This window comes from Microbacterium sp. TPD7012, from assembly GCF_003075395.1.
GTDB lineage: Bacteria > Actinomycetota > Actinomycetes > Actinomycetales > Microbacteriaceae > Microbacterium.
This window is the reverse complement of the sequence record NZ_QDFV01000004.1, coordinates 345,181-368,396: the sequence shown is the minus strand read 5'-3', so window position 1 is coordinate 368,396 and position 23,216 is coordinate 345,181. Positions and strand designations below refer to the sequence as shown.

Here is a 23,216-nt window from a genome sequence, read left to right as displayed (position 1 = left end):
TCAATTCACCTCCTCCGAAGTGGTTCCGAAGGTCGGCATGCGTTGCCGACCGGCTGAGCACTCCAGCGGGAATCGCGGAGCACATCGCGGAAGTCGTCTGACGCGAGATCGCGAAGCATCGGCTGGCGAGACCCCCATGACTTCTCTGTGGCGGAGGAGATGCGGCTGAGGACGTCCGCGGTCGGAGTCGGCGGAAGCGGGATCTCCCACTGGTCGACGAGGGATGCGATTCCGGCCACCGGTTCGCGCGGCAGTCCCGACCCGCTCGTGCCCCTCTCCCAGAAGTCCTCAAGACTCTCCCGGTCTCCCCATCGGGAGTCGCCCGCGCAGATTCGACGCCATACCGCGGCGATGACCGCCGCCGTGGCGACCATCTTGCGAGCCCCGAGCGCGAAGGCGACCTCGTTCGCCAGGTACCAGTGACGGGCGCCGAACGGGTCGTCGCCACGGAGTGCGGCGCTGCGCTGCGTGGCCGCGCTCAATCGGGCGAGACGCAGCCGTCCCGCAGCGGAGCCCTCGTCGTACGAGGCCGTCTCGAGAAGCGCCCGGGCGAGAAGGACAGCGTCGCCTTTCGCCCTGGTGCTGCGCCGCTCGCTCGTCGACACTCCGGCCAGACGGAGGAATGCCTCGATCGCCCCCTCTCTCACTGCGGCACGCGTGAGAGAGCTCAGATTGTCCGGATCGATGATGGCGTGGCGCGGTCGCAGGAGGCGCCCGACGATGAGCCGGTAGCCGCTGTCGTTCCTGAGGATGCCGACGCTGTTCGTCTCCGACGACGTGCCGATGGTCGTCGGCACGGCGACGATCTCGATGGGAGGTGGCGCATCGGGCAGCAGTGTTAGCGCGAACCTCGACGCGTGCCCGACCGCATAATCGAAGACGCGCCCCCCGGCGAGCGCCAGAGCGGCGATCTTGGTGGCGTCGAGGATGCTGCCTCCACCGATCGCCACGATGATGCTCGGTGGCCGACGTACGATCTCCTGCGCGATCGTGACGACAGTGGTGACGTCGATCGAGCGCGCGTCCAGCCTCACCATCCTCGCCGAGCCGGCGATCAGGACGGGGACCGTGATCGCGGAATCTGCGATCACGAGGGTCTCACGCCCGGCGGTCAGGCGTCTCGTCACCTGACGCGCGACCCCTCGCCCGTGCCAGAGCGTCGGAACCCGACCCGTGAACTCGGGGGTCATGCTGCCGACTCCGCTGCGCGCGCCAGCCCCGCGCGCACAGCCGCATCCGTCTGGAGGAGCTCCGCGGCTGTGAATCCGTACGCCGGGATCAGCTCGACGGAACTGGGCCCGGGCTGAACCAGAACGCCGCTCTCTGCGATGGCGGAGACGACTCGAAGGACCTCATTCGCCGAGAGGAGGCTGTCATCGGGGTTGCGAAGCCCGAGTCCCACGAAGCAACCGCGGCCCGTCACCTCAGCGACCAGACCCTCGGCCTTCAACGACGTCGCCATCTCCCACAGGCCCGTCGCGAGCGCCCGCGCGGTCGACTGCACGTCGATGCGGCGCAGTTCCTCGATCACCGCGATGATGGCCGCGGCGCACGCCGGCGTTCCCGCCTGCGTCTCACCGTGGACGAAGGTCCACCCGCCGCGCGCGAACTCGGATGCGACACGAGAACCCACCAGGAGCGCCGCGGCGCCCATGGCGCCGTTCGTCAACGCCTTCGAGAGCAGGAGAACGTCGGGAGCGGCGGCCCACACATCGGTGGCGAGCATCGTGCCTGTGCGACCGAAACCCGTGGCGACCTCATCCGCGACGATCAGGAACCCGTACTCCTCTCGTAGAGCCAGCAGACGATCCACGAACGCATCGGACAGCGCGTGCGCTCCGCTGCCCAGGACCGGCTCGACGACGACAGACGCGACCCTGGCCCCCTCACGCTTCAGCAGCGTTTCGAGTTCCTCTCCGTCATCGGAGTGAGCGACATGTCTCACCGATCTACGGTCGACGGCGTAGGCGGATTGAAGGAGATCGTCGCCGCTCAGCGCATGGCTGCCGTACATCGTGCCGTGATAGCTGCCCTTCAGACCCACGACGAGCGAGCGGGACCGAGCCGCTTTCTGCGCCCAGTACTGACGCGCCAGCTTCATCGCGGCGTCATTCGCCGCTCCGCCCGACGTGGAGAAGATGACGCGGCTGTACCTCGTCGGGTTCGCGAGCTCCACGAGTGCCTCAGCGGCGGCCTCCGCGTACTGATGCGACGCGCGGAACAGAGTCAGGTAGGACGCGTCGTGGGCGGCCCTGCTCACGGCATCGGCGACCGCCGGATTGCCGAAACCGAGCGGAACGTTCCATAGTCCGCTCGTCGCGCAGAGGCGCGAGGAGCCGTCGGCGAAGTCGATCCGATGCCCAGCGGCGCCGACAGCGACTCGATCTTGCGTGAAGGTCGTGTCGGCTGGGAGCATCGAGGCCCAGAGCGCATGCAGGGCGCTCACCCGCGCGTTCCCGATGTCGGAATCGACGAGTCGGCTCGCCTGCCGAAGTGGACGTCGAGCGCGCCGACGGCATCGATGCACAGCCTGCTCGCGTCAGAGGCTGTCGTACCCAGCAGTCGCGTGATGCGCTCTGCCGCGACCTCGGGCGCGCTCGAGGTCTGGAGGATGGCGACCACCGTGGCCGTGACCGGCGAGAGCAGCTGACGGCGCAGGGTTCCGGTGTCGGCGAGAAGGAAGCCGTCGCTGGTCTCCAGCAGGAACGGATCCGACATCAGCGGTTCGGCGTCGGCGCGTCCGTCCTCGACGAGCTCCCAGCCGAAGCCCGCCATCTTGGCGCCCCCGTTTCCGAGCTGGAGCATTTTGATGAGATCCGTCGCGTCGAGGTAGCGTCCGATCCAGCCGCGGCTGGTCAGGTCGGCCGTGAGCTCATCGCGCGGCGCGATGCCTCCCAGCGCCGCGATGCGAGGCAGAGGGACGGAGAGCAGGGCACGAAGATCGTCGACGCTGCCGATGACCTCACCCCGGAGACCGACGCTGACTCTGCCGTCCGAGCGCACTCTGAGGGCGCTCGGAGCCGCCCGCTCATCGGGCTTCGCCAGGGCAGTGCGATCCCCGAGGATCACGCGAGGATCGATCAACGCAGACGGAAAGACCCCGGTCTCCCGAGCGATTTCCGCATCAGCCAGGAAGGCGTACCAGCCGGGCAGGTCGACGAGGCACACCGCCGTCGGTCCGAGAATCTGGACGAACGCCGCGGAGACGTAGTCCTGAAGCTCGACCGAACGCTCTCCGAAGAACAGCTCGTCGCCGATCTCGTCCAACGCTCCGCTGTAGCGAACGGCGCGGGCCCGTCCGTTGTACGGTTCGCCGGCCATCGGCAGAAGGACCACATCATCGCGGCCGGCCACGTCGTCGATGTCCGCTGCGGCGGCTCCGCGCTCCACGAGGATTACCTGCGAGTACTCCTCACAGCGTCCGGTGATCCATTCGCGAAGCGCCCGTGCCCCGACGACTTCCAGGTCAGTCACCCTTTCGTCACTTCGCATCAGACGCCTCCTCGCGGTGTGCTCCGGCCGACCTGTCGGAGTGCGCCGTCGGGAAGGAGTCGACCGGAGGATCCTGCGGTGGTACCGGCGCTGTGACGAAGTCGACCACCGGCCGTCGGCCGTTCAGGTCCGGCGCGACAGCTGTCGCGGTACGTTGACGACGCCCCGTCGACCACGCTGATCCCATGTCCATTCGTCCCCCAGAAGATGCACCGAGGAGGCAGTGAAGACATCATCCGGTCGACTCTTTTGCATCCCCATGCGAGGACCTTATGTCCTCACCTGAGGGTAAGCGGATTACTCCACCGAGTGCAATATTTCAGCCGTGCCCCCGCTGTGGAGGAAAAGTGAGCGTTTGAATCAGCCTCAGACGGCGCGGAATCCCGGGCCCTGCGGGTCGACGATCACCCCGGAGATCTCGTCGATCCCGAGCACCGGGAAGCGCGACACCGCGCCGATCTTCTCTGCGCTGCCGAGCACGAAGACCTCTGCGCTGCGAACGGCGAGAGCCCGCTTCGTCACCGCATCGTCGAGTTCGCCGGTCGTCAAGCCGTGCGTCTCGTGGATCCCCGTGACGCCGAGGAAGAAGATGTCGGCGGCGAGCCGGGCGATCGCCTCCTGGGCGAGAGCGCCGCCGGCCACCGCCGAGTGCCGGCTGAGCTCCCCACCGACCATCAGCACGCGAGCGCTCGAATGCTCCAGCGCCGCCAGCGCCACGGCGGGACTCGGAGTGATCACGGTCAGGCTCGCACCGTGCGGAAGCATGCGCGCCATCGCCAAGGTCGTCGTCCCGGCATCCAGGATGATCGTCGACGTCGGGCGGATCAACGCGACAGCCGCCCTGGCGACCCGCTCCTTGCTCTCGCTCGCCACACCCAGACGCTGGGCCACGGGCGCGTCGGCCGCCGGCACGGGCAGCGCTCCGCCGTAGACGCGGATGCACTGCCCCGCGTCGGCGAGCTCGCGGAGATCTCGCCGGATCGAATCCTCGGACACTCCCAGCTCGGCCGCCGCCGTCTTCGCGACGACACGCCCCTCAGCGGCGAGGAGTCCGAGGAGATGTTCCTTGCGCTGCGCACCCAGCATCCGCACTTCTTCCTGTTGTTGCATGATCTTGCACAGTTAACGCTACAGTGTCCCCCATGAAGAAGCCACTCCTGATCCTGATCGCCGGTCCCTACCGATCCGGCACCGACGGCGACCCCGCCGCGATCGCTCGCAACCTCGAACGCCTGGAGACCGCCGCCGCTCCCATCCACCGCCTCGGCCACGTGCCGATGATCGGCGAATGGGTCGCCCTCCCGACCCTGCGCGGCCTCGACGAGGCGGAGACAGCGCAGCACGACGTGATGTACGAGACGGCCGCACGACTGCTCGATCACTGCGATGCGGTGCTGCGGCTTCCGGGGGAATCCGCCGGCGCCGACAACGACGTCGCCATCGCCCTCGAGCGCGGCCTGCCCGTCTATCACCGCATCGAGGAGATCCCCGCCGCATAGACGCGGTCACTCGGCACCCGGCCGATCGGATAAGATGAACAGGTTGTTCCTGGTGACGTGTCCGAGCGGCCGAAGGAGCACGCTTGGAAAGCGTGTGTTGTGCAAGCAACCGCGGGTTCGAATCCCGCCGTCACCGCCAAAACGCATGAAGGGTCTCCGCGCCAGCGGGGGCCCTTCATGCGTTTTATCGAGCGGCCGTGCCGAACGTCACTCCGTACCTGTGCGCCTCGCCGGGCAGACGCGTCATGCCGAGTCGCTCGTAGAACGCGGCCGCGGCCGAGTTCTGGGGATCGATGCCCAGGTGCAGCCCGCGCACGCCACGCCGGGTCAGCTCGGCGAACAGCGTCTCCATGAGGCGGCGCCCGAGGCCCTGCCCCTGAGTCTCGGGGAGGAGGTCGATGTGCAGGTGAGCCGGGTAGTCGGAGACCTCGGCGTCGACGCCCGGTGCTCGCTCGTATCCGTACTCGATCATGCGGTCCTCGCGGGTGACGACCTGCTGCGGTCGCGGGAAGCGCTCCCGGAAGGCCGGCCACCACTCGTCGCGGAACCACGTGTAGAACGCATCGGTGTCATCGGTCCCGACGATGTATCCGATCGTGCGCCCGTCGTCCGTCTCCACGACCCAGGCGAGATCCGGATGCCGCTCCACATACGGGACCGCGAACAGCTCGCCCCACAGGTCGTCATCCGAGAGGATGCCCGTCGCGTCCGCTCCCGCATCGGCCGTCTTCGTGCAGATCTCGTAGATCGCGGCACGATCCGATGGACGGTAGGGACGGATGCTGCTCGGCACGAGGACTCCTCTGAACGATCGGGGTCCCGTCAGCCTACCGGCGCCTCGACGGGCTCTTCGCGACGGTGTCGCACCCACGGCAGCAGCCAGGCGGCGAGCACGAGCACCACTCCCGCCCCGACGAGTGCTCCGCCGAGAGTGTCGCTCGCCCAGTGCACCGAGAGGAACGTGCGCGAGAGCGCCATCGCGAGCACCCAGAGCGCGCCGAGGAGCGCGGTCCAAGCCTTCGGGAACAGCACCCAGATGACCAGGGCGATCGTCGCGGCGTTCGCGGTGTGACCCGAGGGGAACGACCCGTAGTCGCTCACCACGAGCATGTCCTCCGGCCGGGCTCGCCCGAACAGCTGTTTGAGCAGCTGCACGGCTCCCGCGCTCGCAGCGAAGCAGATCGCCGCGAAGAGGGCACTGCGCCAGCGGCGTGCGAGCAGCAGCGCGACGATCGCGAGGAGCGGCACCCCAAGGATCGCGACCCATCCGCCGCCGACCCAGTTCAGCGCCAGCGCGAACGAGTACATCCAGTCACCGCGGACGCTCGCGATGAGCTCGTTCCACCACCGGTCGAACCCCGGCGTCTCGGAGTACCCGAAGACCACGAACGCACCCAGAGCCGTCGCGAGGACGAGACACCCCACGCCCCACCACAACAGCATCCGTCTGCTCATCGTCCCATCATGGCCGATGAACCCTGTGCACTCAGGGAGTGAGCATCGCCACGGTGCGCGGACGCACGATGAGCCACAGCGACAGGATGCCGATCACGGCGCAGCCGACCATGACCGACGCCATCGTCGTCGCCGTGATCCCGGCGTCCTTCGAGATCCACCCGACGATCGGCGAGATGAGCCCGGCGACGCCGAAGTTGACCGCGCCGAGGATCGACGCGGCTGTGCCGGCCGCCTTGCCGTGCCGGTCGAGCGCCAGGACCTGCACGTTCGGGAACGTGAACCCGCAGGCGGTCATGAACACGAACAGCGGAATGACCGTGCCCCAGAGTCCGAGGCCGAGCTGGTCGGTCACGATGATCGCCGTGCCCGCCAGCAGCAGGATCGCGGTCGAGTACGCCAGGACCCACTGGGGACCGAATCGTGCAGCGAGGCGCGAGGCGACCTGCACGCCTGTGACCACGCCGAGAGAGTTCACCGCGAACAGCAGACCGTACTGCTGCGCGTCGAGGCCGTGCGTCTCCTGGAAGAGGAACGGCGAGGCCGACAGGTAGGAGAACAGTCCGGAGAAGCTCATGCCGCCGATGATCAGCACGCCGATGAACACGCGATCCGAGAGCACGGACTTGTACCGCTGCAGCATGGTCGCGCCGCCGCGTCCCTGACGCCGCGCGACGGGCAGCGTCTCGGGGATGAACAGGATCGCCGAGAGCAGCATGATCACGCCGTAGGCGGCGAGCACGACGAAGATCCCGCGCCAGGGCATGAGCGTCAGCAGCCACGAGCCGATCAGGGGCGCGACCACGGGGGCGACCCCGGACACGAGCGCGAGCCGCGACAGCATCACGACCAGCCGACGCCCGCCGAAGAGGTCGCGGACGATGGCCATGGCCACGACACCGCCGGCGGCGGCGCCGATGCCCATGAGCACGCGGGCGGCGCTCAGCAGGCCGAGGTCGGGTGCGAACGCCGCGGCGACGCTCGCGAGCACGTGCAGGGCGGTGACGGCGATCAGCGGGAACCGTCGCCCGACCTTGTCGCTGAGCGGCCCGACGACGAGCTGACCGAGCGCGAAGCCGATCATGGTGCCGGTGAGCGTCAGCTGGATGGCGGCGGCCGTCGTCTGGAAGTCCTCCTCCAGCACAGGGAAGGCAGGCAGGTAGAGGTCGATCGTGAACGGTCCGAGCGCCGTGAGGGCGCCGAGCAGCACGATGTACAGGGTTCGCCGGCCGAGCGAGATCGCGTCTCCCGGGTGCAGCATGATCGGCGCGGTCGCCGGATTGCTGCCCAGGGTGCGGATCGCGCCGGTGGCGCTGGACGTGCGGATGCTGCCCGTCGGGGTGCGCTCGGGCTGCGGAGTCGTCGGGATGGAGTCAGTGCGTGGAGCGTCGGACACGACGGTCCTTCCGGAGGTCAGGCGGGGGCGCGCGAGATCGAAACGATTCGACCGGGGAAAGCACCCATGCTATCGCTTCGACGGGCTCAGCGACCCATCCCGGAGGATCAACGACCGCCCCGGATGCTCAGCGACCCATCCCGGATGCTCAGCGACCCAGCCGCCGAGATCCCGCGACGCCGCCGATCCCTCAGCGGCCCAGGCGCGCGAGCGCCTGCTCGAGGTCCGTGATCAGGTCGTCGACGTCCTCGATGCCGACCGAGAGGCGCACGACGTTCTCCGGCACGGCGAGCGCGGTGCCGCGCACCGATGCGTGCGTCATGTCCGACGGGTACCCGATGAGCGACTCGACGCCGCCGAGCGATTCGGCGAGCTGGAAGAGCTCGGTGCTCTCGGCGAAGGTGCGCGCCGCGTCCGCTCCGCCGGCGAGGCCGAACGACAGCATGCCGCCGAACCCGCTCATCTGCTTCGCCGCGATCTCGTGCCCCGGGTGCGAGGCGAGGCCGGGGAAGAACACCTGCGCGAACTCGGAACGCCTCGCCGCCCACTCGGCGATCGCCTGCGCGTTCTCGGAGTGCTGCCGCATCCGCACGGCGAGCGTCTTGATGCCGCGGGTGGTCAGCCAGGCATCGAGCGGGGCGGAGACCGCACCGACGGCGAACTGCTGGAACTTGACCTGCTCGAAGAAGCGGTCGTCACCGAAGACGACCGCGCCGCCGAGCACGTCGGAGTGCCCGCCGAGGTACTTGGTGGTCGAGTGCACGACGAGATCCGCGCCGAGCGCCAGCGGCTGCTGCAGCGCCGGCGAGGCGAAGGTGTTGTCCACGACGACGATCGCCCCGGCCGCATGCCCGATCTCGGCGATCTGCGCGATGTCGACGATCTTCAGCAGCGGATTGCTCGGCGTCTCCAGCCACACGATCTTCGTCTCCGGCCGGATCGCCTCGCGGATCGCCTCGACGTCGGCGAGCTCGACCGTCGTGGTCTCGATACCCCAGGGCGCGAGCACCTTGGTCAGCAGACGGTACGTGCCGCCGTAGACGTCGTTACCGAGCAGCACATGATCGCCGGGCTTCAGGATGCCGCGCAGCAGCGCGTCCTCCGCCGCAAGGCCCGAGGCGAACGAGAGCGCGTTCGCGCCGGCTTCCAGCGAGGCGAGCTGCGTCTCCAGAGAAAATCTCGTCGGGTTGCCCGCGCGGTTGTACTCGAAGCCCTCCCGGAACCCTCCGATGCCGTCCTGCACATGTGTGGAGGCCTGGTAGATCGGTGGGATGATCGCGCCCGTGCGGGGGTCGGGCTCTTGGCCCGCGTGGATGGCTCGGGTGGCGAAGGAGTGCTCGGACATGCTCCCCAGCCTACGTCCGCGGTCTGCGCGGCAGCCCTCCCGTTACGCCACGCGTCAGCGTGAGAGGTACGACAGCAGGTCCTGCCGGGTGAGCACGGTGTGCGGCTTGCCGTCCTCGGTGACCAGCAGCGCATCGGCCTCGGCGAGCGCGGCGCGCGCCTGCGCCACGGAGGCGTGGATGCCGACGAGCGGAAGCCGCTCGCCCACGTGCGCGCCCACGGCATCCGTCGGATTCGCCTCGCCGCGGAACAGCAGGTCGAGCAGACCCTTCTCGTCGACGGTGCCGACGACCTCGCCCATCATGACCGGCGGCTCCGCACTGAGCACGACGAGCTGGGAGATGCCGTACTCCGTCATCATCCCGATCGCCTCGAGCACGGTGTCGGTCGGGTGCGCGTGCACCAGATCCGGGATACCGGAGCCGGATGCCGTCGTCTGACGGGCTGTGCGGGCCGCGAGCACATCGGCCACGGTCTCCCCCTCCTCCACGTCGCTGAAGCCGTAGGAGCGCATCCACCCGTCGTTGAAGATCTTGCCCAGGTAGCCGCGCCCGCCGTCCGGGAGGAGCACCACCATCACGGCATCCGCTGGCAGCTCACGGGCCACCCGCAGGGCGCCGACGACGGCCATCCCGCTGGACCCGCCGACCAGGATGCCCTCCTCCCTGGCCAGGCGCCTGGTCATCGCGAACGCGTCGGCGTCGCCGACCGCCACGATCTCGTGCGGCACGGAGGGGTCGTACGCTCCCGGCCAGATGTCCTCGCCCACGCCCTCGACGAGATACGGGCGTCCGGTTCCGCCGCTGTAGACGCTGCCCTCGGGATCGACGCCGACGATGCGCACACGACCGTCGGAGACCTCGCGGAGGAATCGGCCCGTCCCGGTGATCGTTCCTCCGGTGCCGACGCCGGCGACGAAGTGCGTCACGGCTCCGTCGGTGTCGCGCCAGATCTCGGGCCCGGTCGTCTCGTAGTGGCTGCGCGGACCGTTCGGGTTCTCGTACTGGTTCGGCTTGAACGCGCCGGGGATCTCGCGCGTGAGCCGGTCGCTCACGCTGTAGTAGGACTCCGGGCTGTCGGGCGCGACCGACGTCGGCGTCACCACGACCTCTGCTCCGTAGGCGCGCAGCACGTCGATCTTGTCCTCGCCCACCTTGTCGGGGAGCACGAAGACGCACTTGTACCCGCGCTGCTGCGCGACCAGCGCGAGTCCGACGCCGGTGTTGCCGCTGGTGGGCTCCACGATCGTGCCGCCGGGCTTCAGGTCGCCGGCGGCCTCGGCCGCGTCGATGATCCGCGAGGCGATGCGGTCCTTCGAGGAGCCACCGGGGTTCATGTACTCGAGCTTGACGAGCACCGTGCACGCGACGCCCTCGGTGACGTGCTGGAGCTTCACGAGGGGCGTGTCGCCGACGAGGTCGACGATGGAGTCTGCGTACTTCATGACTTCAGGGTACGGGGAGGGATGCCGCGGGTGGGGCTGTGTTGCACGCATGCCCGCGGCGCTTCGACAGGCTCAGGGATCCGAGTGGGTCCCTGACCCGAGTGGGTCCCTGACCCGAGTGGGTCCCTGAGCCTGTCGAAGGGTCAGCCCTTGGTCGACCCCGCCAGGAGACCGCGGACGAAGTACCGCTGCAGGGCGAAGAAGACGATCAACGGGATGATGATCGACACGAAGGCTCCGGCCGTGAGCAGGTACCAGTCGTTTCCACGCGTGCCGGTGATCTCGGCGAGGAGCTTCGTGATCGGCGCCGCAGCCCCGTCGGCGAAGACGAGAGCGACGAGCAGGTCGTTCCAGACCCACAGGAACTGGAAGATCGCGACCGAGGCGATCGCGGGCATCGTCAGCGGCAGCACGATCCGGAAGAAGATCTGCCCGCGCGATGCGCCGTCGACGCGCGCGGCCTCGATGATCTCGCCGGGGATCTCCGACATGAAGTTGTGCAGCAGGTAGATCGCCAGCGGCAGGGCGAACATCGTGTGCGCGATCCACACCTGGGCGTACCCCTGCGAGGCATCGAGCGGGAGCGTGACCTGCAGTCCGAAGAGGTTGATGCCCCGGGAGAAGGAGCTCAGCAGCGGCACGAGGGCCATCTGGATGGGCACGATCTGCAGGGCGAACACGAAGATGAACAGCGCGTTCCGGCCCTTGAAGTCGATCCAGGCGAACGCGTACGCCGCCATCGCCGCGATCATCAGCGGGATCACGGTCGCCGGGATGGTGATGGCGATCGAGTTGACGAAGGACTCGAGGATCGTCAGCTGCGTCGTGCCGGACTGCAGCACGTCGACGTAGTTCTCCAGCGTGATCTGCGGGTTGGCGAAGAACTCCCACCATCCGCTCGACTGGATCTGGTCGCGAGGACGGAACGAGGAGATGAACAGCCCCAGCGTCGGGATCGTCCACAGGACCGCGATGATGATCGATCCGACCGAGGCCCACGGCCGGGAGAGCTTCTTGCGCGCCCGCCCTGCGGCGCCGTCGAGGCCGCCGCCCGTCGTGATCGCCCGCGTGCTGGTCGCGCCGGTGGGGGTCTTCTGCTCCGCGGATCCGGAGCTCGTGGAAATGGTCATCAGCGCACCTCCCGCTGCTTCTTGATCTGTCTCGCGTTGTAGATGACGATCGGCAGCACCAGGATGAACAGGATGACCGACAGCGCAGCGCTGCGGCCGGCCTCGAACTTCGAGAACTGCGTGTACATCTCGTTCGCGAGCACCGATGTGCCGTAGTTTCCTGCGGTCATCGTGCGGACGATGTCGAAGACCTTGAGCGAGGCGATCGAGATGGTGGTGAGGACGACGATGAGCGCCGGTCGGATCGACGGGACGGTCACGGAGCGGAAACGCTGCCAGGCGTTCGCGCCGTCGAGCTCCGCGGCCTCCAGCAGCTCGGCCGGGACGCCCTTGATCGATGCCGACAGCACGACCATCGCGAATCCGGTCTGCACCCAGATCAGCACCACGATCAGGAACAGGTTGTTCCACGGCTCGTTCAGGAGCCACTGCTGCGGCTCGCCGCCGAACCAGACCAGGATCTGGTTGAGCAGACCGATCTGCTTGAACTCGCCGCCGCGGTACTCGTACATGAACCGCCAGATGATGCTGGCGCCGACGAACGAGATCGCCATCGGCATGAACACGAGCACCTTGTAGATCTTCTCGCCGCGCGTGCGGTCGATGAAGACGGCGTAGGCGAGTCCGACGATCGTCGACACGGTCGGCACGAGCAGCACCCACACGATCGAATTGATGACAGAGGTGATGCCGTCGGACTGCGTGAAGATCCAGAGGTAGTTCGCGAACCCGACGAAGTCCTTGCCGGAGGAGTTCAGGAACGAGGAGTACATCGTCTGGATCGACGGCAGGATGAGCCCGACGAGCAGGAGCAGCAGGGCCGGGGCCATGAAGGCCACCAGCTGGATCAGGTAGCCCGCGCCATCCCGGGACCGGTAGTCCAGAAGAAAGAACAGCGCACCCACGACGACGGCGACGCCCATCGCCCAGTAGTAGGAGCTGAAGAAGAACATCACGGCGAGCGGGATGAGCAGGCACATCGCCAGCCGCACCCAGGTGTAGATCGCTCCTCGGCGCGGAGCGACGTCCACGAGGAGCAGGATGACGGCCACGACCACCGCGAACGCGGTGACCACGATGACGGCCTGCAGGATCGGCGGGAGCGTCCCGATCCACTGGAAGAATACTGTCGCGTTCACGGAATCCCCTTCGTCACGCGTTGCGGATCAGCGGCGCGCACGTCGGTGTGCGCGCCGTGAGAATGGGAGGACCGTCCGCGAGGACGGCCCTCCCACACCGATCAGCTCGAAGGCCAGCCGGTCTCGATCTGCGTGAGCACCTCATCGGTGGAGGCGCCGTTGACCCAGTCGACCATTCCCTTCCAGAACGTTCCGGCGCCGACGGCACCGGGCATCAGGTCGGACGCGTCGAAGCGGAACGTCGTGTCCGGGTCCTGCAGGATCTTGATGGTCTCCTGGAGGATCGGGTCCTTCGCGTTCGCCGGGTCGAGCCCGTTGTTCGCGGAGGTGACGCCGCCGAGGCTGACGCGGCTGTTGGCCCACTCGGGGCTGGAGAGGTACGCGAGCACCTTCTGCGTGGCCTCGGACTCGCTGAACGCTCCGACGATCTCGCCGGCACCGGTCACCGCGTTCTCGTCGGCGGACTCACCCGGGAGCATGAACGCCCAGACGTCGCCGTCCTCGGCGATGTTCGTGCCCTCGGGGTAGAAGCCCGAGAGGAACGACGCCTGGTGGGTCAGCGCGCAGCTGCCGCTGGCGAGTGCCGGGGCGACGTCGCCGAACGCGGTCGAGTTGATCGAGCGCACATCGCCGAAGCCGGCGTTGACGTTCGCCGGGTTCAGCAGGATCTCGCCGACCGAGTCGAACGCGGTCTTGATCTGCGGGTCGGTGAAGGGGATCTCGTTCGTGACCCACTGGTCGTAGACCTCGGGACCGGCCTGGCGCAGCACGTAGTCCTCGACCCAGTCGGTGCCCGGCCAGCCGGTCGCCGTTCCGGATTCGAATCCGGCGCACCATGCCGGGGTGCCCGTGGCGGCCTGGATCGACTCGGTCAGCGCGGTCAGCTCGTCGAGAGTCGTCGGAACCTCGACGCCCCACTCGGCGAACTTCGCCGGCGAGTACCAGATCCATCCCTTGACGTTCGCCATCAGCGGCGCACCGTAGAAGGTGTCGTCGACCGTGCCGTAGTTCACCCAGTCCTCGGTCCAGTACTCGTTGGCGTTCTTCTCGACCTCTTCGGGCGCCGGCTTCAGGTAGTCGCGCTTGGCGAAGTCCGCGAAGAGTCCGGGCTGCGGGAAGATCGCGATGTCGGGCGGGTTGCCGCCCTGCGCGCGCGTGCCGAGCTGCGTCTCGAAGTCCTGGCTGCCCTCGTACTTGATCGTGATGCCGTTCTCGTCGGCCCAGTCCTTCCAGGACTCCTGGAGGAGTTCCGCCTCCGCGTCGACGATCGTTCCGTAGATCGTGACGGTGGCGTCTCCGCCGTCATCGCCGCCGCCTCCTCCGGGCGCACCGCCCGGAGCCCCGCAACCGGCGAGCGCGATGCCCGCGACCCCCAGCAGGGCGAGCGGTACGAGCCGCCGTGAACGCTGTGACAGAGCCATGTGAATTCTCCTCTTCGAGTACAGGGTCCCGCTTCGCCCGACGCCACCCCCGGCGTCGTTCGGGAACCGATTCCAGGCCAACCTACTGGCCTTCCGCTCCCCGGCACAATAAGCAACGGTCACAAGCTCGCAACCTTTCACAGCTCTGCCTGGCGTGTGATGGGAGCGCTCCCTCGATTCCGTTGTGGAACCGGTTCCCTTTCCGCTGCCGAACGACTACGCTGTCACCCGGCACGCGCCGGTCGCGTCGCCGCACGCATCGCCGCGTGACAGGTCGAGGAGGACCGATGAGCACGATCGCGGACGTCGCCGCTCGTGCCGGCGTGTCGAAGGCGACGGCGAGCCGCGCGCTCACCGGACGCGGATACGTCTCGGACGAGACGCGTCAGCGGGTGGCGGATGCCGCGCACGAGCTCTCCTACGTCGCCCACTCCTCCGCGACGAGCCTGGCGACCGGACGCACGCAGACGGTCGGCGTCGTCATGCCGCCCGTCGATCGCTGGTTCTTCGCCGAGCTGCTCGCCGGCATCCAGGAATCCTTGTTCGCGCTCGACTACGACCTCTCGCTCTACGGCGTGCCGGAGGGCTCGCGCACCAGGGAGCGGCTGTTCGAGCACGTGCTCCCCCGCCGGAGGTTCGACGGCATCATCGCGGTGGGGATCCAGCCCAGCGCGAGGGAGCTGGAACGACTGCAGCGCGCGGAGCGCGCCCTCGTCAGCGTCGGACCGTACAGCGAGGGGTCGAGCGCCGTGTCGATCGACGACACGGATGCCGCGCGCATCGCCACCGAGCACCTGATCGAGCTGGGCCACCAGGACATCGCGTTCGTGGGCGGGTCGACGGATGCGGCAGAGCTGAGCTATGGCGACGCGCGACGCCTCGACGGCTACCGCGACGCCCTCCGGACCGCCGGCCTCGCGGACCGCGCGCGCGTCGTCGGCGCGACCCCGACCATGCCCGGCGGATACACCGCGGCAGCCGGCCTGCTCGGCGACCGCCGGCATCGTCCGACCGCCATCGTCGGCGTCTGCGACGAAGCCGCGATCGGCGCCGTGATCGCGGCGCGACGCCTCGGCATCGCCGTGCCGACCGAGCTGAGCGTCGTCGGAATCGACGATCACGAGCACGCCGAGATGTTCGCCCTCACGACGATCGGCCAGTCGCCCAGGGAACAGGGGCATGAGGCCGTGCGACTGCTCACCCGGAGGATGAGCCGACCCGACGATCCGCTCGAGCACGTCGCCGCGGCATCCGCTCTCGTGGTGCGCAGCTCCACGGCCCCGCCGCGCTGAACCGCGGCAGGGACGCACGAAGGCCCCGGGCGGACCCGGGGCCTTCGATGAAGCGTGGAGACGCGGTGATTACTTGAGGGTAACCGTGGCGCCTGCCTCTTCGAGAGCAGCCTTGGCCTTCTCGGCGGCTTCCTTGTTCGCGCCCTCGAGCACGGCCTTGGGAGCACCGTCGACGACGGCCTTGGCCTCGCCGAGACCCAGCGAGGTGAGCTCGCGGACCGTCTTGATGACCTGGATCTTCTTGTCGCCGGCAGCCTCGAGGATGACGTCGAACGAGTCCTTCTCCTCCTCGGCCTCGGCAGCGCCACCCGCGCCCGCAGCGCCGGCAACGGCGACGGGTGCAGCAGCGGTGACCTCGAACTTCTCCTCGAACGCCTTCACGAAGTCGTTGAGCTCGACGAGGGTCAGGCCAGCGAACTGCTCGAGCAGCTCCTCAGTGGAAAGCTTCGCCATGATGTATCTCCTAATAGATGGGGTTTGTGAAAAAGATCGCCGGACGCTTACGCGGCCTCAGCGGTCTCCAGCTTTTCGCGAAGCGCGTCGATGGTGGCGGCAGCCTTGCCCATCGTCGCCTTCATCATGCCCGCAGCCTTCGCCAGCAGAACCTCACGGCTCTCCAGCGCGGCGTACTTGTTGACCTCGTCGGCGGAGAGGGCGTTGCCCTCGAAGACGCCGGACTTGATCACGAGAAGCGGGTTGGCCTTGGCGAAGTCACGCAGAGCCTTGGCGGTGGCGACGAAGTCACCGTGCACGAAAGCGACAGCCGACGGACCCTTGAGGTCGTCGTCCAGCGCAGTGATCCCGGCCTTGTTGGCAGCGATCTTGGTCAGCGTGTTCTTCACCACGGCGTACTCGGCGTCCTGACGGATGCTGTTGCGCAGCTCCTTGAGCTGGGCAACCGTCAGACCGCGGTACTCGGTCAGCAGGACGGCGTTCGAGTTCTCGAATGACTTCGTGAGCTCGGCGACCGATGCATCCTTCTGCGCCATGGTCACTCCTTGGTGTGTACGTGGCGCCGCACGGTGGTGGGGCGCCGGCCTCGGACCCCCTGCAAAAGAAAGAAGCTCCGGCGCAAGCGCACGGAGCTTCGAGAAGTTCGTGTCCTGCGCGGGCCCCTGCTGAGCAGAGCTTCGATCGCCTCGCGTTCGCACGCACGACGATGACCAGCGGTCTTCGGTTACGACAAGGCTACCTCACCGGCCGCCGTCCCCCAAATCAGCGGCGATCGGCCGCACGTCCGCGATGTCCGGCCAGGGCGTCGGCGGCGCGGATGAGGCTGAGGTGCGAGAGCGCCTGCGGCGTGTTCCCGGCCTGGCGCGCGTTCGTCACGTCGTACTCCTCCGAGAGGAGTCCGAGGTCGTTCGTCATCGTGAGCAGACGCTCCATCAGCGCACCCGCCTCGTCGATGCGCCCGGTCGCGGCGTACTGCTCGACGAGCCAGAAGCTGCAGGCGAGGAACGGATGCTCCCCGCCGGCGAGGCCGTCGACTCCGGACTCCGTGCGGTAGCGCAGCAGCAGCCCGTCCTCGAGCAGGGTGCGCTCGATCTGCTCCACGGTCCGCAGCATCCGCGGGTCGTCGGGCGCGCAGTATCCGACCTGCGGGAGCACCAGGAGCGAGGCGTCGACCTCGGCCGAGTCGTAGTGCTGCACGAAGTGGCCGTCGGCATGCACCCCGCGACGGTCGATCTCGCTTCGCAGATCGTCGCGGGTCCGCTCCCACCGGTCCGCGTCGCCGGAGAGGCCGTGCTCCCGCACGGCGCGGACGCCCCTGTCCACGGCCGCCCACATCATGACGCGCGAGTGGGTGAACCACCGTGGTTCGCCGCGGATCTCCCAGATTCCGTTGTCCGGACGATCGAGCGACGCGATCACGTGCTCGATGAGCGCCCGCTGCAGCGGCCAGGAGAAGTCTCCCTCACCGAGTCCGGCGATCCTCGCCGCTTCCAGGGCGACCAGCACCTCGCCGACGACGTCACCCTGGTACTGATCGACGGCGCCGTTCCCGATGCGCACAGGGGCAGCGCCGTCGTAGCCGGGAAGACTCGGCATCTCGCGTTCCATCAGGTCGCGCTCCCCCGCGATCCCGTACATGATCTGCACCTCGGCCGGCTCGCCGGCGACCGCGCGGAGCAGCCAGCGCCGCCAGTCGTGCGCCTCGTCGAGGAATCCGTGGGCGATGAGCGCCTCCAGCGTCAGCGCGGCATCCCTCAGCCAGACGAAGCGGTAATCCCAGTTGCGCGAGCCGCCGAACTGCTCGGGAAGCGAGGTCGTGGCCGCGGCGACGATGCCGCCGGTGTCCCTGTTCGTCAGCGCGCGGAGGACCAGCAGCGATCGGACGACCTCCGCGCGATACGGACCGTCGTGCTCGATGCCGCTCGCCCATCCCTGCCACCAGGCGCGGGTGCCGGCGATCGCGTCCTCGACGTCGAGCGGTCGGGGCGGATGCTCGTGCGAGGGGAACCAGCTGAGCACCAGGTCCCGGTGCTCCCCCGCGCCGAGCGTCACCGTCCCTCGGTGCACGTGATCCTCGGCGACGAGCTGCAGACCCCGCACGATCACGGCCTCCGGCCCCGCGGTCGCGCGGAGTGCCGGCTCCTCGCGCGTTCCGACCTGGCGCACCCAGGGCAGACGCCGGGAGTAGTCGAAGTGCAGCCGCAACTCGGTGGCGAACTCGACCTGCCCGGAGATGCCGACGATCCGTCGCACGACATCCGTGCGCGTCGGGTGGAGCGGCAGGAACTCCTGCACCTCCGCGACGCCGCTCGCCGTCTCCCAGCGGGTGACGAGGAGGAACGTGTCGGAGATGTAGTGCCGATGCGGCACGGCCGTGTCGTCGGTGGGACGGAGGCTCCAGCGTCCGTTGCCCGGCTCCCCGAGGAGCGCTCCGAACAGCGACGGCGCATCGAAGCGGGGAAGGCAGAGCCAGTCGATGCTCCCGTCGCGGGAGACCAGCGCGCCGGTGCGGCAGTCGCTGAGAAGGGCGTAGTCCTCGATCGGAGCAGGCATCGCCCGAGTCTGACATGGCCGGCTGTGGAGCGGTTACGGTGGGACCATGACCGATGCGACGACGCTGGTGATCTTCGGGGCCGGCGGCGATCTCGCCTCCCGCCTCCTGCTGCCCGCCCTCGGGCAGCTGCTCGTCCGCGAGCCCTCCCGCGTGGTCCATCTCATCGGCGCCGACCGGGAGGACTGGACGGATGCCGACCTCGAGGACGTCGTCCGGAAGTCGTTCGCGACGATGGACGCCGAGGATGCGGCATCCCGCGTCGACTTGACGTATCGCAAGACCGACATCACGCAGCCCGACGACCTGCGCGCACTGCTGAAGGAGTGCTCAGGCCAGGTCGCCCTCTACTTCGCCGTGCCGCCGTCGATCGCCGCGGCATCCGTGGCGGCGATGACGCCCGACATGCTGCCGACCGGCGCGATGCTGGTGATGGAGAAGCCCTTCGGCACCGATGAGGCCGGCGCCCGCGCACTGAACCGCACGCTGACGGCGCTCGTACCGGAGAGTCAGGTGTTCCGGGTCGACCACTTCCTCGGCCGGTCGACGACGCTGAACCTGCTGGGCGCTCGCTTCGCCAACCGCATCCTCGAACCGCTCTGGTCCGCCGAGAGCATCGAATCGGTGAGCATCGTCTACGACGAGCGGCTCGCACTGGAAGGCCGCGCCGGGTACTACGACTCCGCCGGCGCCCTGGTCGATATGATCCAGAGCCACCTGCTGCAGGTCCTCGCCGTGCTCGCCATGGAGGAGCCCGCCACGCTCGACGAGGTCGACTTCCGCGAGGCGACCGGGGCGGTGCTGCGGGCGACCTTCGTCTGGGACGACGATCCCGTGGCCGCGACGCGCCGCGCCCGCTACACGGCAGGAAGCGTCGACGGCGTGGACAAGCCCTCGTACGTCGACGAGCCCGGAGTGGACCCGGCCAGGGAGACCGAGACGCTCGCCGAGGCGACCTTCGAGGTGCGCAACTCCCGCTGGGCCGGCGTGCCGTTCCGGCTCCGCTCGGGCAAGGCGCTCGGCGAGCCCGCGACCGAGATCGTGGTGCGGTTCCGGCCGGTGCGGCACGTGCCCGCCGGTCTCACCGGAACGGCCGACGGCGCGATCCTGCGCTTCTCCCTCGGTCCCGATCGCATGTCTCTCGAGCTGAATCTCAACGCGGCGGAGGATCCCTTCGAGCTGGAGCGGGCGACGCTCTCGGCGGAGCTCGGCGAGGGCGCCCTCAAGGCCTACGCCGAGGTGCTGTCCGGCGTCCTCGACGGCGATCCCCTGCTGGCCGTCCGCGGAGACGCGGCCGAGCAGTGCTGGCGCATCGTCGCTCCGATCCTGCAGGCGTGGCGCGATGGCGACGTGCCGCTCGAGGAGTACGTCGCCGGCTCCTCCGGTCCCGCCTCCTGGCCCTCGCACTGACGCAATCCCGCCGAGCGACCGCGGTGCGGCGTGTACGGACCGCAGCGTCGGCGGACGGGGTTAGGGTCGAGGAGTGAACCCCGAACTCGCCGCACGCATCGTCGCGGACTCGCGCGACAGGGTGGCGTGGATGCGAGCACGGTCCCGCGGCATCACCGCGACCGACGTCGCCGGGCTCACCAGCGAGAAGTCGATCTCGCGCGCCGCCGACGCCAAGCTCGGGGGCGGTCCCCGCTTCGGCGGCAACGCCTACACCGACCACGGGCGCCGTCGCGAGCCCGAGATCGCCGCCTGGGTCGCAGCGACCCACGGCATCCTCCCCTCGTCGGCGCTGTTCCGCGCCGAGGTCGAGCACCGGCACCTGGCCACGCCGGACGGCATCGCCGTCGACGCCGCCGGGCGGGTGAAGCTCGCCGAGATCAAGACGACCAACAAGCCGTGGAGCGGCATCCCTCGCACCTACCTGCGACAGGTGTGGTGGCAGCAGCACGTGCTGGGCGCGGAGCGCACGCTGTTCGTCTGGGAGCAGCACGAGGACTTCTCGCCCATCCACGATGAGCCCCGCTGCGTCTGGATCGATCGGGACGACCGCGAGATCGCGAAGCTCATCGGACTCGCGACCGACCTGATCGACGAGCTCTACCGACGCACCACCGGACAGCAGCCGCCGACCCGCATCGCGGATGCCGCGGCCAGCCGCCGCGAGCAGCTGCGCGAGCGCGACGCGTTCCGCGCCCTGGCACTGGCGGACTGACGCCCGCGACTCACACGGTGCAGGCGGCGTTGAGGCCGAGGAGTGCGATCGTGAGCTTCCTCGTCGCACCCGGCGAGACCCACGTCGTCGACGGGATCAGGCTCGTGACCGTCAGGGTGGTCGTGCTGCCGAGCAGGTTGCTCACCAGGCTCGTCAGCAGCGCCTGACTGAGGGTGGCCGAGTAGGAGTAGACGCCGGCGACGGGTCCGCTCGCGGTGATGTTGGCGGGCGCCACGGTGCCGGTGGTCGTTCCGGACGTGGCTGTCAGTCGCACGCTCGCCAGCGGGTACAGCGCGGTCCAGGTGATCGTGACGCTCTGGAAGACACCCAGGCCGTTGTTCGCGACCGTGCAGCCCGTGATGACGGGTGTCACCAGGGTCTGGGCGGTGAACGTCGACGAGCCGAAGTCGGGGTCGGTGAACTGCGCCTCCGTGACCTGAGCCGGCGGAAGGGCGGCGACTCCGGCCAGCAGCGAGAGGCCGGCCAGCCCGGCCAGCATCCGGCGCGTGCGCGGTGTCATGCTGTCCCCCCTCCCGCGTCCTGCCCGGCACGTCGACGACGGGCGATCACGATCACGCCGCCCGACACGACCAGAAGCGCACCGGCTCCGAGAACCCAGGGCAGCAGCGGGGAAGGACCCGTCGTCGCAAGGCCACCGTCGGGTCCGACGACCGCGGACTCTCCCGCCCCTTGCGCGTGCACGCGGATGTCGGTGCTGCCCTCGACATCCGCCGGATCGAGCGTGATCGCGAGCCGGAGATACGCGATCTCCGTGTCGGTGATCTCGGTGAGCCCGACCTGCGCACCGTCGCGGGGAATGCTCCAGTCGGTCCTCAGAACGGTCGCGCCTCCCGGGCAGCCTCCGGCACCCCAGGCGGTCGCGCAGAGGGAGACGTCGAGCAGCAGCGTCGCCGATCCGGTCGCGCTCACGCCGATCCGGACGATGCCGGGGTCGGGCGCATCCGCGCTCACCTCGACGTCCCACTGCACCGGCACACCAGGCAGCAGACTCGAGGCGGCGTCCCAGTCCGCGACCGACACGAGACGGAGAACGTCGCCCTGGATCACCTGGGTGGTCGGAGCCGCCCATGCCGCCGTCGGTGCCAGGAGCACCGCCGCGGCGATCGCGCCTAGAACGGCGAGGAGCCTCTTCCTCATATGACGCCCCCCGCTCGGCGGCGTCGCGATCCTCCGCCCGAACGCGGCCAGAACGCCCAGACGACGAGGGCGGTGGCGGCGAGGGTGAGTCCGCCCAACACGACGGGGCTGCCCATACCCGCGACCAGCAGCGCGATACCGGGGACCGAGAACAGGACGATCCGCACCGAGGTCACGGTGTACGGGAACGGGTCCTCGGAGGCGTTCGCATCGCCGCGCATCGTGATGACGCGCTCCTGCGCGCTCGCCCCCGGCTCGATCGAGGTCACGCGGTGCGTCACGGGGAGCTCACCGGGGCGGTCGACGGTCACGACGTCGCCGATCTCGATCTCGCCGGCCGGGATGCGCTGCACGATCGAGACGGAGCCGGCCGGGATGGTCGGCGACATCGAGCCGGTGCGGAACATGATCAGGGTGATCTGCGCCGTGAACGCGAGAACGACGAGCACGATGCAGATCACGCCGCCGGCGGCCGCGATCCACAGCAGCAGATCGCCGATGGCTCGGCCCGGCCCGCGACGAGACGGCCGTCCCACCGGGGAGAGGGCGGGCGCGGGCGCGCCGGACGCGGCGGGCTGCTCGCGCAGACTCCGTCGCGTCTCCGACGTCGTCATCTCGTCCTCCATCCGTCTGCGGCCGTCGACCCGCTACGGGGCCGACGAGGTGCCGAGCACCTGCCACGTCTGCGACATCGTCAGCGACTGCGCCGCGTTCGGGGCCGTGAGCGGCAGCGTGACGGCGACGCAGTAGTTGATCTGGTTGCCGCCGTTCGCCGACACCGTCTGCGTCGTCGTTCCGTTCGCGGTCAAGGCGGAGCCGTCGGCGACCAGCGCGGTGCCCAGCGGGTAGGTCGTCGAATTGCAGGCGGTGCCGTTGATCGTCCGGACGCCGTACGTCAGATAGGTCGCGAGTCCGGTGCCGCCCGGAGTGCCCGCCGACCACTGCAGGGTCCCTGCGATCGACGGATTCGCGGTCTTCACGCTGTACAGCGCATAGGTGGTCGTCCCCGGAGCCATGGCCGTCGGCGCCGCGACGAAGGTCAGCGCGGCCGCCGTGCCCGTGGTGGCATGACTGGCGAACGTGGTGCCGTCGGCGGCACCGACGATGTCGAACTTGCCGGCGGTGAACGTCGCGGTGGCGTACTCCGAGTCGTTCCACGCCGCGAGTGTCATCGTCGCGCCGACGCCCAGCACCAGCCCTCCCGCCAGGACAGCACGGATACGGCGGGAGCGGAGTCGCTTCGCCTCCCGCACGTCTCTGCGGGTGTCCATCAGGTGC

23 protein-coding genes and 1 tRNA gene are annotated in these 23,216 nt (G+C 69.0%); 5 read left to right on the top strand and 19 right to left on the bottom strand.

The genetic code is table 11. The features are described 5' to 3' along the window. Nucleotides 1-5: 5 nt before the first annotated feature. From mpaC to DC434_RS13235, 4 genes are all read right to left on the bottom strand, one after another. Nucleotides 6-1,190 (bottom strand): daptide-type RiPP biosynthesis dehydogenase, encoded by a 1,185-nt coding sequence (mpaC, locus tag DC434_RS13250; RefSeq protein WP_116635753.1) that lies wholly within the window; start codon nucleotides 1,188-1,190, stop codon nucleotides 6-8. After that, complete coding sequence (gene mpaD / locus DC434_RS13245; RefSeq protein WP_116635752.1) at nucleotides 1,187-2,446, bottom strand: daptide-type RiPP biosynthesis aminotransferase; 1,260 nt, start codon at nucleotides 2,444-2,446, stop codon at nucleotides 1,187-1,189. Before mpaD ends, mpaC begins: the two co-directional genes overlap by 4 nt. Beyond that, nucleotides 2,443-3,492 carry a daptide biosynthesis RiPP recognition protein gene (gene mpaB / locus DC434_RS13240; RefSeq protein WP_116635751.1) on the bottom strand — a complete coding sequence of 350 codons (1,050 nt, stop codon included), beginning with the start codon at nucleotides 3,490-3,492 and terminating at the stop codon, nucleotides 2,443-2,445. Before mpaB ends, mpaD begins: the two co-directional genes overlap by 4 nt. 366 nt (nucleotides 3,493-3,858) lie before the next feature. Beyond that, a complete protein-coding gene (locus DC434_RS13235; protein ID WP_243408926.1) occupies nucleotides 3,859-4,602 on the bottom strand; it encodes a DeoR/GlpR family DNA-binding transcription regulator in 744 nt (247 codons plus the stop codon). Nucleotides 4,603-4,634: 32 nt separating this feature from the next. On the opposite strand from DC434_RS13235, the gene DC434_RS13230 reads away from it, so the two are divergent. Together DC434_RS13230 and DC434_RS13225 are read left to right on the top strand one after the other, a co-directional pair. Then, nucleotides 4,635-4,991 (top strand): DUF4406 domain-containing protein, encoded by a 357-nt coding sequence (locus DC434_RS13230; RefSeq protein ID WP_165808068.1) that lies wholly within the window; start codon nucleotides 4,635-4,637, stop codon nucleotides 4,989-4,991. Nucleotides 4,992-5,042: 51 nt separating this feature from the next. Beyond that, nucleotides 5,043-5,130 (top strand) — tRNA-Ser (locus DC434_RS13225). A gap of 45 nt (nucleotides 5,131-5,175) precedes the next feature. On the opposite strand, the gene DC434_RS13220 is transcribed toward DC434_RS13225, so the two are convergent. The 8 genes from DC434_RS13220 to DC434_RS13185 form a co-directional block, all read right to left on the bottom strand. Continuing rightward, complete coding sequence (locus DC434_RS13220; RefSeq protein WP_116635749.1) at nucleotides 5,176-5,784, bottom strand: GNAT family N-acetyltransferase; 609 nt, start codon at nucleotides 5,782-5,784, stop codon at nucleotides 5,176-5,178. Nucleotides 5,785-5,813: 29 nt separating this feature from the next. Then, nucleotides 5,814-6,446: a phosphatase PAP2 family protein gene (locus DC434_RS13215; protein WP_243408925.1), complete on the bottom strand. Its 633-nt coding sequence runs from the start codon at nucleotides 6,444-6,446 to the stop codon at nucleotides 5,814-5,816. 31 nt (nucleotides 6,447-6,477) lie between these two features. Beyond that, nucleotides 6,478-7,842: a multidrug effflux MFS transporter gene (locus tag DC434_RS13210; protein ID WP_243408924.1), complete on the bottom strand. Its 1,365-nt coding sequence runs from the start codon at nucleotides 7,840-7,842 to the stop codon at nucleotides 6,478-6,480. A gap of 190 nt (nucleotides 7,843-8,032) precedes the next feature. After that, on the bottom strand, nucleotides 8,033-9,187 hold the full coding sequence (locus DC434_RS13205; RefSeq protein ID WP_116635747.1) for a cystathionine gamma-synthase: 1,155 nt from the start codon (nucleotides 9,185-9,187) through the stop codon (nucleotides 8,033-8,035). Nucleotides 9,188-9,241: 54 nt separating this feature from the next. After that, nucleotides 9,242-10,630: a cystathionine beta-synthase gene (locus tag DC434_RS13200; RefSeq protein ID WP_116635746.1), complete on the bottom strand. Its 1,389-nt coding sequence runs from the start codon at nucleotides 10,628-10,630 to the stop codon at nucleotides 9,242-9,244. 143 nt (nucleotides 10,631-10,773) lie between these two features. Next, a complete protein-coding gene (locus DC434_RS13195) occupies nucleotides 10,774-11,760 on the bottom strand; it encodes a carbohydrate ABC transporter permease (protein WP_116635745.1) in 987 nt (328 codons plus the stop codon). Further along, nucleotides 11,760-12,899, bottom strand: a complete 1,140-nt coding sequence (locus tag DC434_RS13190; protein ID WP_116635744.1) for a sugar ABC transporter permease — start codon at nucleotides 12,897-12,899, stop codon at nucleotides 11,760-11,762. Before DC434_RS13190 ends, DC434_RS13195 begins: the two co-directional genes overlap by 1 nt. A gap of 101 nt (nucleotides 12,900-13,000) precedes the next feature. Then, nucleotides 13,001-14,320 carry an extracellular solute-binding protein gene (locus DC434_RS13185; RefSeq protein WP_116635743.1) on the bottom strand — a complete coding sequence of 440 codons (1,320 nt, stop codon included), beginning with the start codon at nucleotides 14,318-14,320 and terminating at the stop codon, nucleotides 13,001-13,003. Nucleotides 14,321-14,607: 287 nt separating this feature from the next. On the opposite strand from DC434_RS13185, the gene DC434_RS13180 reads away from it, so the two are divergent. Then, nucleotides 14,608-15,612 carry a LacI family DNA-binding transcriptional regulator gene (locus tag DC434_RS13180; RefSeq protein ID WP_116635742.1) on the top strand — a complete coding sequence of 335 codons (1,005 nt, stop codon included), beginning with the start codon at nucleotides 14,608-14,610 and terminating at the stop codon, nucleotides 15,610-15,612. A gap of 69 nt (nucleotides 15,613-15,681) precedes the next feature. On the opposite strand, the gene rplL is transcribed toward DC434_RS13180, so the two are convergent. The 3 genes from rplL to DC434_RS13165 all read right to left on the bottom strand — a co-directional run bounded on the left by rplL (nucleotide 15,682) and on the right by DC434_RS13165 (nucleotide 18,618). After that, nucleotides 15,682-16,065 (bottom strand): 50S ribosomal protein L7/L12, encoded by a 384-nt coding sequence (gene rplL, locus DC434_RS13175; RefSeq protein ID WP_116635741.1) that lies wholly within the window; start codon nucleotides 16,063-16,065, stop codon nucleotides 15,682-15,684. Nucleotides 16,066-16,112: 47 nt separating this feature from the next. Beyond that, nucleotides 16,113-16,601 carry a 50S ribosomal protein L10 gene (gene rplJ, locus DC434_RS13170; RefSeq protein WP_116635740.1) on the bottom strand — a complete coding sequence of 163 codons (489 nt, stop codon included), beginning with the start codon at nucleotides 16,599-16,601 and terminating at the stop codon, nucleotides 16,113-16,115. A gap of 226 nt (nucleotides 16,602-16,827) precedes the next feature. Further along, nucleotides 16,828-18,618, bottom strand: coding sequence for a glycoside hydrolase family 15 protein (locus tag DC434_RS13165; protein WP_116635739.1), 1,791 nt, complete (start codon nucleotides 18,616-18,618; stop codon nucleotides 16,828-16,830). Between the two features lie 46 nt (nucleotides 18,619-18,664). On the opposite strand from DC434_RS13165, the gene DC434_RS13160 reads away from it, so the two are divergent. Both DC434_RS13160 and DC434_RS13155 read left to right on the top strand, forming a co-directional pair. After that, nucleotides 18,665-20,026: a glucose-6-phosphate dehydrogenase gene (locus DC434_RS13160; protein ID WP_116635738.1), complete on the top strand. Its 1,362-nt coding sequence runs from the start codon at nucleotides 18,665-18,667 to the stop codon at nucleotides 20,024-20,026. Nucleotides 20,027-20,099: 73 nt separating this feature from the next. Then, nucleotides 20,100-20,780, top strand: coding sequence for a YqaJ viral recombinase family protein (locus DC434_RS13155; RefSeq protein ID WP_116635737.1), 681 nt, complete (start codon nucleotides 20,100-20,102; stop codon nucleotides 20,778-20,780). 10 nt (nucleotides 20,781-20,790) lie between these two features. Here the strand turns inward: DC434_RS13155 and DC434_RS13150 are convergent, their stop codons facing one another. Genes DC434_RS13150 through DC434_RS13135 form a run of 4 tightly spaced genes read right to left on the bottom strand, consistent with a single transcriptional unit; the run spans nucleotide 20,791 to nucleotide 23,209 of the window. Continuing rightward, nucleotides 20,791-21,300: a hypothetical protein gene (locus DC434_RS13150; RefSeq protein ID WP_116635736.1), complete on the bottom strand. Its 510-nt coding sequence runs from the start codon at nucleotides 21,298-21,300 to the stop codon at nucleotides 20,791-20,793. Continuing rightward, the gene (locus DC434_RS13145) at nucleotides 21,297-21,938 is read right to left on the bottom strand and encodes a hypothetical protein (RefSeq protein ID WP_116635735.1); all 642 of its coding nucleotides are present in this window, start codon (nucleotides 21,936-21,938) and stop codon (nucleotides 21,297-21,299) included. Before DC434_RS13145 ends, DC434_RS13150 begins: the two co-directional genes overlap by 4 nt. Then, on the bottom strand, nucleotides 21,935-22,552 hold the full coding sequence (locus DC434_RS13140) for a signal peptidase I (protein ID WP_116635952.1): 618 nt from the start codon (nucleotides 22,550-22,552) through the stop codon (nucleotides 21,935-21,937). The genes DC434_RS13145 and DC434_RS13140 overlap by 4 nt, the downstream gene beginning before the upstream one ends. Before the next feature lie 33 nt (nucleotides 22,553-22,585). Further along, nucleotides 22,586-23,209 carry a SipW-dependent-type signal peptide-containing protein gene (locus DC434_RS13135; RefSeq protein WP_116635734.1) on the bottom strand — a complete coding sequence of 208 codons (624 nt, stop codon included), beginning with the start codon at nucleotides 23,207-23,209 and terminating at the stop codon, nucleotides 22,586-22,588. Nucleotides 23,210-23,216 lie beyond the last annotated feature (7 nt).

Coding starts and splice junctions, on each gene's coding strand:
- mpaC (WP_116635753.1), bottom strand. CDS start 1,190: ATGACCCCCGAGTTCACGGGTCGGGTTCCGACGCTCTGGCACGGGCGA.
- mpaB (WP_116635751.1), bottom strand. CDS start 3,492: ATGCGAAGTGACGAAAGGGTGACTGACCTGGAAGTCGTCGGGGCACGG.
- DC434_RS13235 (WP_243408926.1), bottom strand. CDS start 4,602: ATGCAACAACAGGAAGAAGTGCGGATGCTGGGTGCGCAGCGCAAGGAA.
- DC434_RS13230 (WP_165808068.1), top strand. CDS start 4,635: ATGAAGAAGCCACTCCTGATCCTGATCGCCGGTCCCTACCGATCCGGC.
- DC434_RS13215 (WP_243408925.1), bottom strand. CDS start 6,446: ATGAGCAGACGGATGCTGTTGTGGTGGGGCGTGGGGTGTCTCGTCCTC.
- DC434_RS13205 (WP_116635747.1), bottom strand. CDS start 9,187: ATGTCCGAGCACTCCTTCGCCACCCGAGCCATCCACGCGGGCCAAGAG.
- DC434_RS13200 (WP_116635746.1), bottom strand. CDS start 10,630: ATGAAGTACGCAGACTCCATCGTCGACCTCGTCGGCGACACGCCCCTC.
- DC434_RS13195 (WP_116635745.1), bottom strand. CDS start 11,760: ATGACCATTTCCACGAGCTCCGGATCCGCGGAGCAGAAGACCCCCACC.
- DC434_RS13185 (WP_116635743.1), bottom strand. CDS start 14,320: ATGGCTCTGTCACAGCGTTCACGGCGGCTCGTACCGCTCGCCCTGCTG.
- DC434_RS13180 (WP_116635742.1), top strand. CDS start 14,608: ATGAGCACGATCGCGGACGTCGCCGCTCGTGCCGGCGTGTCGAAGGCG.
- rplL (WP_116635741.1), bottom strand. CDS start 16,065: ATGGCGAAGCTTTCCACTGAGGAGCTGCTCGAGCAGTTCGCTGGCCTG.
- rplJ (WP_116635740.1), bottom strand. CDS start 16,601: ATGGCGCAGAAGGATGCATCGGTCGCCGAGCTCACGAAGTCATTCGAG.
- DC434_RS13165 (WP_116635739.1), bottom strand. CDS start 18,618: ATGCCTGCTCCGATCGAGGACTACGCCCTTCTCAGCGACTGCCGCACC.
- DC434_RS13160 (WP_116635738.1), top strand. CDS start 18,665: ATGACCGATGCGACGACGCTGGTGATCTTCGGGGCCGGCGGCGATCTC.
- DC434_RS13150 (WP_116635736.1), bottom strand. CDS start 21,300: ATGACACCGCGCACGCGCCGGATGCTGGCCGGGCTGGCCGGCCTCTCG.
- DC434_RS13145 (WP_116635735.1), bottom strand. CDS start 21,938: ATGAGGAAGAGGCTCCTCGCCGTTCTAGGCGCGATCGCCGCGGCGGTG.
- DC434_RS13140 (WP_116635952.1), bottom strand. CDS start 22,552: ATGACGACGTCGGAGACGCGACGGAGTCTGCGCGAGCAGCCCGCCGCG.
- DC434_RS13135 (WP_116635734.1), bottom strand. CDS start 23,209: ATGGACACCCGCAGAGACGTGCGGGAGGCGAAGCGACTCCGCTCCCGC.